Genomic DNA, 6,924 nt, shown 5'->3' with positions numbered 1-6,924 from the left:
GCCTCCACGATGTCACCGGTGAGCAGCAGCTTGCGGGCCTGCACCGGGCCGAGCCGGTGGAAGAACATGTGCAGGCTGCCCAGTGCCGGGCCGAGGAACCGGGTCGCGGGCATGCCGAGTTTGGTGTCGCGGGCGATCACCGAGATGTCGCACATGAGCGCCATCTCGAAGCCGCCGCCGAGCGCGAAACCGTTGATCTCGCCGACGGTGACCTTCGGGAAGCCCATGAAATTGTGGTAGAACTCGAACGTTTTGCGGTCGACGATCAGCCTGCGCCGCTGGCTGGGGCGGGCCTTGCGGTCGACCTTCGTCGGTGCCGCCTCGCCCTCCTTCTTGTCGCCGTACCAGCCGTAGGCGTTGTTCATGTTGGCGCCGGTGGAGAACACCCCGCCCTCCCCGCGCAGCAGCACCACGGTGATGTCGTCGTCGTCAACCACGTCGTCGAGGAACCGGGCGAGGTCGTCACGCATCGGTTTGTCGTAGGAGTTGCGCTGGGCTGGATTGTTCAGCGTGATCGTCGCGACACGGGTGTCGCGGTCCACGTCGAACAGCACCCGGCCGTCGCTACTGCCGGTTTCGGTCATCGGTCTTCCTCCAAAGCACGGGGTATGGAAAGTTCTGGGTGGCCTACGCTGTCGGCCACCGGGCGGCGCCGCCCGTAGGTGCGGGTGATGAGTTTGTCCGGATCCATTGCGACCGCGTCCATCTCGGCGATCACCAGCACCTCGCCGTCGAGCAGTAGTCGTCCGGTGGACAGCAGGCCGCGTTCGTGTCGGGTGCGGGTGATGTCGAAGTCGAGCTGCCGCAACAGCGGCGTCGGCCGACGGTAGCGGACATTGAGCGAGCGAGTCTTGCCGGCCAGGCCTTCCTGGCAATTGTGCTGCTGCATAACCGAATCGAAGAACACGCTCAGGAATCCGCCGTGCACCAGTCCGGGTGGGCCCTCGAAATTCAGCGGGAATATCACCGTGCCCGTCGCGCGGTCGGGTTCGGATGTGGTGAAGGCGAATTCGGGAAAGGCCGGGTTGTAGACGCCGATGTCACGGGAGTGATCGAGGTAGATCCGCCGGTCGGGCGATTGATGGTCGCCGATCCGCGGCCCCAGGTCTGCCGGCAGCAACGCCGTGAGCCTGTCGCTCACCGCGTCGATCCGCGCGACGAGGTCGTCGACGATCGAGTCGGGCTGTTCAAGCGCCAGCAGGATGCCGGTGAGCCTGCGAATCGAGGCGGCGGCCGCCACGGTCTGCGGCAGCGGCACCTCCCCGAAGCCCATCCCCGGACCGGTCCTGGCATACCCGGTGTGCTCGCCGTCCGCGACCACGACGGACTGCTGGTCAGCTGCCGCCGAACTCATATGCCACCTCCCGCGCGCATGTCATGTGCCCTCGTTTCCGCCGGGTCTGTTCCCACCGGCCACCATTAGTTGCTAACTTGGACGAGACTTAACAGTAGTGCCTACCGTAGCGCTAACAGTATCGTCTGCGCCATCGCTTGATCCAAGAGGTTGCCGGTTCCCGAGCGGGCCGGCGGAAGGGCAGGTGTTTCCCGGTGTCCGAGGAACCAGCCACCAGTGACATGGCGCCACCGAGCGATGACATCGCGATAGATCGCGACGGCGCGATCCTGCGTATCAAGTTCAACCGGCCGAAGGCCCGCAATTCACTCAATCACGACATGGTGTCGCGGGTCGTGCAATCGCTGACCGACGCCGCATCCGACGACGGGCTGCGCGCGGTGCACATCAGCGGCGCGGGTGGGCACTTCTGCGCGGGCGCCGACCTGGTGTCGGGCAACGCCGCAAGTGGGGAACGTCCGCGCACCGGCAAGCAGGTCCGCCGGGTACCGCACGCACAGCACCGCATCATCGAGCTCGTCACCACCATCCAGCTGCCGGTGGTGGCCACCGTCCGCGGCTGGGCGGCCGGGTTGGGCTGCAATCTGGCGCTGGCCGCCGACTTCACCGTCGCCGCCGACGACGCCGTGTTCTGGGAGCCGTTCATGAGCCGCGGCTTCACCCCCGACACCGGATCCACCTGGCTTCTGCCGCGGTTGGTCGGCCTGACCCGGGCCAAGCAGATGCTGCTGCTCGGCGACAAGGTCAGCGGCGCGCAGGCCGCCGACTGGGGACTGATCCACGCATCGGCGCCCGAGTCGGAGGTGGACGGGGTCAGCGAGAAACTGCTGGCACGGGTGGCCTCCGGGCCGACCGTCGCGTTCGGGCTGGCCAAGCACTGCCTGCACACCAATCTGCACCAGGATCTGCCCACCTCGATGGACAACGAGCTCTACGCTCTCGAACTATCCACCCGCACAACAGACTTCAAAGAAGGCCTGGCAGCGTTCCGGGAACGCCGCGATCCGGATTTCACCGGGCGCTAGCCATATCCGCACTCACACCGAAAGAGCACAGATGTCCACAGAGCTGACCTTCGAGACGATCATCTACGAGGTCGAGGGCCACACCGCCGTCATCACCCTGAACCGTCCCGACGCCCTGAACGCGTTGAGCCCGTTCATGATCACCGAACTACGCACCGCCTACGACGCCGCCGAGAACGACGATCAGGTGTGGACCATCATCGTCACCGCCAACGGCCGCGCCTTCTGCACCGGCGCCGACGTCAAGGCGATCCCCGGTGACGGCAAAGTGATCAACGAACGTCCCTACCTGTCGACGTACGAGCAGTGGGAGGCACCGCAGGAGGGCACGCCCCCGTTCCGGACGATGGCCAAGCCGATCATCGCAGCCATCAACGGAATCTGTTGCGGCGCAGGTCTGGACTGGATCACCACCGGCGACATCGTCATCTGCTCGGACAAGGCGACGTTCTTCGACCCGCACGTGAGCATCGGTCTGGTCGCCGGGCGCGAGGTGGTGCGGCTGGCCAAGGTGCTGCCCCGCTCGGTCGCGCTGCGGATGGCGATCATGGGCAAGCACGAACGGATGAGCGCCGAGCGCGCCTACGAACTCGGCCTGGTCACCGAGGTGGTGCCGCACGAGGATCTGCTGACCCGCGCGAAGGAGATCGCCGAGATCGTGAACTCCAATGCGCCCCTTGCCGTTCGCGGTACCCGGCTGGCCATCCACAAGACGCTCGGGCTGCCGATGCACGAGGCGGAACTGCTCGCCGAATCGTTCCGCGAACGCGTCACCCGCACCGAGGACGCGCTCGAAGGCCCGCGCGCGTTCGTGGAGAAACGCGCACCGAACTGGCAGGCACGATGACCACGACCTTCGAGACGATCCTGTACGAGGTCGACGCCGATGCGCACGTCGCCACCATCACGCTGAACCGGCCGGATGCGCTGAACACCTTCAACCGGTTGATGTGCCACGAGATGCGCGATGTATGGGCGCTGATAAAGGCGGACGACCGGGTGCACGCGGTGGTGCTGCGCGCCGCCGGTGACCGGGCGTTCTCGGCCGGGCTCGATGTGCGTTCGTCGTACGGGCAGCCCGAGATCGTGTGGAATCACGAGGATCCGGGTGAGTTGCTCAGCCCGAAGTGGCAGAAGATGTGGAAGCCGGTTGTGGTTGCGGTGCAAGGCATGTGTACCGCCGGCGCACTGTATTTCATCAACGAGGCCGACGTGGTGATCTGTTCGGAGGAGGCCACCTTCTTCGACTCCCACGTCACCGCCGGATTGGTGTGCGCCCTCGAACCGGTGGGCCTGATGCGCAAGGTGGGCCTGGCCGAAAGTCTGCGGATCGCGTTGCTGGGCAATGACGAACGGGTCAGTGCGCAGACCGCGCTGCGGATCAGCCTGGTCACCGAGGTCACCGCCCGCGAAGACCTGTGGTCGCGCGCCCACGAGATCGCCGCCACCATCGCGAACAAGCCGCCGACCGCCACCCAGGGCACCGTGAAGGCGATCTGGGAATCGCTCGACAAGCCGTACCGGGCCGCGATGGATCAGGGACTGATCTACACCCGCCTCGGCAATCCCATTGCGAAACAAGAGCTTGCGGCCCAGCAGGAGCAGGGCTCGCAGGCAAAGACCTCACCGAGGATCCGCTGATGACAGCTCACCCGCTCGCCGCCCATATCGCTTCGGTTCTGGCCATCGACCCCGATTCCGGGGCCATCGACTTCGGCGGCACCTGGACCAGTTGGGGGCAGCTCGCCGGCCTGTCCGGGTCGATCTCCGAACTCGTGACCCGGCTCGACCCCGAACCCACACCGCGCGCCGGAATCCTGTTGCGCAACACCCCCGAACACGTCGCGGCCTTCCTCGGCGTGCTGCTCGCGGGCGGCACCGTGGTGGTGATCAATCCGTCCCGTGGCGACGAACGGACCCGCGACGACATCGCGGCGCTGGCACTGCCGGTGATCATCGGCACCGGGCCGGATCTGGACAAGCTGGTCGCCGGGTCCGCGGCGACGTCGGTCGTGCGGCTCGAGGAGATCCCGGCCGATCCGGTGCAGGTCTCCGAAGCCTCCGAGAAAGCCTCCGAGAAGCCGTCTCCCGAGGACGCGTCGTCGCCGGTGGCGGTGCACATGCTCACCAGCGGCACCACCGGACCACCCAAGCGCATCGAACTGAGCTACGACATGTTGGCGCACAGCGTGCTCGGTGAACCGGGTAAGCGGATCGAGGTGCCTACCAAGCTGAGCAGCGGCGCGGCGATCGTCAACGCCCCGCTGGTCCATATCGGCGGCATCTACCGCATTCTCCAGTGCATCGTCGCCGCACGGCCGTTCGCGCTGCTGGGCCGGTTCGACCTCGACGAGTGGGCGCGCGCGGTGCGCACCCACCGGCCGAAGGCGGTCTCGCTGGTGCCGACGGCGGTGCGGATGGTGCTGCATTCGGAACTCACGCGCGACGACCTCGCGAGCATCAAGGTGGTCACCAGCGGAACCGCTCCACTGTCGGTGGAGGATTCGGAGGCATTCACCGACAAGTTCGGCATCCCCGTGCTCACCTCTTATGCGGCAACCGAATTCGGTGGCGGCGTGGCCGGCTGGTCGCTGCCCGACCACAAGCGGTACTGGGCGGACAAGCGCGGCAGCGTCGGAAGGGCCTCCGGCGGTGCGCAATTGCGGGTGGTCACCGAGGACGGCACCGTCCTCGCGCCCGACGAGCCGGGACTGCTGGAGGTCAAACCCGGCCAGCTCGGACCGGACGCCGACTGGATCCGCACCACCGACCTCGGCAAGCTCGACGAGGACGGCTTCCTGTGGATCCTGGGTCGCGCCGACCAGGCCATCATCCGCGGCGGCTTCAAGGTGATCCCGGACGTCGTGCGGGACGCCATCGAATCACATCCGGCCGTGGCCGGCGCGTCGGTGGTGGGCCGCCCCGACGATCGGCTGGGCGAAACACCGGCCGCCGTCGTCGAACTGCGGCCCGGTTCCACTGCCACCACCGAGGACATCCTCGCCCATCTCGGCAGCAGACTGGCCCGGTACGAGGTGCCCACCGAACTGGTCATCGTCGACACCATTCCCCGCACGCCTTCGGGCAAGGCCGATCTGCGGGCCGTCCGGGACCAGCTCGCCGGAGCGACCCGATGAGCCGACTCGTCAAGCCCGAACGACCTTTGACCGTCGACGCGCTGATCCGCGATGCGGCCGGGCGTTTCCCGGGCAAGGACGCGGTCATCGATCCGGACGAACGGCTCACCTACGAGCAACTCGACACCAGCACAAGGGAACTGGCGTCGACGCTGATCGGTGCCGGGATCGGGACCGGCACCCGCGTCGCCCTGATGGCACCCAATTCCGTTCGCTGGGTTCAGCTCTCGCTCGCAATCACCCGGATCGGCGCCGTCCTGGTACCGCTGAGCACCCTGCTCCGGGCCCGGGAACTGCACGCCCAGTTGGCCACCGCCCGCGTCGAGGTGCTGATCACGGTCGAGGAGTTCCGCGGCCACCGGTACCTGGACGAACTGGCCGAATGGGTCGGCAGCGACGTGCTGCCCACCGGCGGCGAACGTCTCCTCGAACGACGTCTACCGTCGCTACGGTCGGCGTGGACCCCTGACGAACTGTTCACCGCCTCCGGTTCCGACGTCCCCGAGAGCATCGTCGACGGACTTGCCTCGGCGGTCACACCCGCCGATCCCCTGGTCACCATCTTCACCTCCGGAAGCAGTGGAAACCCCAAGGGTGTCAACCATTCTCACGAGAGTGCACTGTTTGCCGTCCAGTCGGGCCAGGAGGCTCGTCTGGTCGGCCCCGACACCCGCCTGTATCTGCCGATGCCGTTCTTCTGGGTCGGCGGATTCGGTGCGGGCGTCCTGTCGGCGCTGTCCGCCGGTGCCACACTGGTGACCGAGGAGGTACCGACCCCCGAGTCAACACTGAATCTCATTGTCTCCGAGAAGGTCACACTGTTCCGGGGCTGGCCCGATCAGGCGGTGTCGGTGGCCGCGCTGGCCGCCGACACAGGCGCGGATCTGTCGTCGATCGCCGACGGCAGCCTGCCCGCGCTGCTCCCCCCAGAGTTGCGTCCCCGTCCGGGTGCCCGCGCCAACCTGTTCGGGATGACCGAGTCCTTCGGCCCCTACTGCGGTTTCCATGCCGACCGGGACATGCCCGAATCAGCCTGGGGCAGTTGCGGAAAGCCGTTCGACGGAGTGGAGGTCCGGATCGCCGACCCTGTCACCGGCGCACCACTGGGCCCCGGCGAGTCGGGTGAGATCCAGTTGCGCGGCAAACGCATCCTCCAGGGCATCTGCGGCCGCACCCGCGAAGACGTCTTCACCGCCGAAGGCTTCTACCCCACCGGCGACCTCGGCCAATTCGACGACGACGGTTTCCTGTTCTACAAGGGCCGCTCCGACGACATGTTCAAGGTCAGCGGCGCCACCGTCTACCCGAGCGAGGTGCAGGCCGCACTGCGCGCCCTCGACGGCGTCGACGCCGCCTTCGTCACCAGCGTCCCCGGCCCCAACGGCCCCCGCGTCGGAGCAGCGGTGGT

General features: G+C 67.1%; 7 protein-coding genes. 5 read left to right on the top strand and 2 right to left on the bottom strand.

All coding sequences use genetic code 11. The annotated features are described in order from the left end of the window. On the bottom strand, positions 1–584 hold a 584-nt coding region (locus Q0627_RS07100; RefSeq protein WP_298808703.1), incomplete at its 3' end, for an enoyl-CoA hydratase/isomerase family protein. Beyond that, on the bottom strand, positions 581–1,273 hold the full coding sequence (locus tag Q0627_RS07095) for a hypothetical protein (protein ID WP_291015837.1): 693 nt from the start codon (positions 1,271–1,273) through the stop codon (positions 581–583). The genes Q0627_RS07095 and Q0627_RS07100, both read right to left, overlap by 4 nt. A gap of 302 nt (positions 1,274–1,575) precedes the next feature. Here Q0627_RS07095 and Q0627_RS07090 point away from each other — a divergent pair, with 302 nt between their 5' ends. The 5 genes from Q0627_RS07090 to Q0627_RS07070 all read left to right on the top strand — a co-directional run. Further along, the gene (locus Q0627_RS07090; protein ID WP_291015835.1) at positions 1,576–2,379 is read left to right on the top strand and encodes an enoyl-CoA hydratase/isomerase family protein; all 804 of its coding nucleotides are present in this window, start codon (positions 1,576–1,578) and stop codon (positions 2,377–2,379) included. A 31-nt stretch (positions 2,380–2,410) separates the two neighbouring features. Continuing rightward, positions 2,411–3,226 (top strand): enoyl-CoA hydratase/isomerase family protein, encoded by an 816-nt coding sequence (locus Q0627_RS07085; protein ID WP_291015828.1) that lies wholly within the window; start codon positions 2,411–2,413, stop codon positions 3,224–3,226. Next, on the top strand, positions 3,223–4,020 hold the full coding sequence (locus tag Q0627_RS07080; protein ID WP_298808700.1) for an enoyl-CoA hydratase/isomerase family protein: 798 nt from the start codon (positions 3,223–3,225) through the stop codon (positions 4,018–4,020). Before Q0627_RS07085 ends, Q0627_RS07080 begins: the two co-directional genes overlap by 4 nt. After that, positions 4,020–5,516, top strand: a complete 1,497-nt coding sequence (locus Q0627_RS07075) for a class I adenylate-forming enzyme family protein (RefSeq protein ID WP_291016914.1) — start codon at positions 4,020–4,022, stop codon at positions 5,514–5,516. The genes Q0627_RS07080 and Q0627_RS07075 overlap by 1 nt, the downstream gene beginning before the upstream one ends. Next, positions 5,513–6,924, top strand: a 1,412-nt coding sequence (locus Q0627_RS07070; RefSeq protein ID WP_298808685.1) for a class I adenylate-forming enzyme family protein, incomplete at its 3' end; no start/stop codon positions are given. The genes Q0627_RS07075 and Q0627_RS07070, both read left to right, overlap by 4 nt.

The sequence above is a fragment of the uncultured Gordonia sp. genome (genome assembly GCF_937858515.1).
GTDB lineage: Bacteria > Actinomycetota > Actinomycetes > Mycobacteriales > Mycobacteriaceae > Gordonia.
Note: the sequence above shows the minus strand (reverse complement) of the source record. Positions and strands in the feature narration are given on the sequence as shown.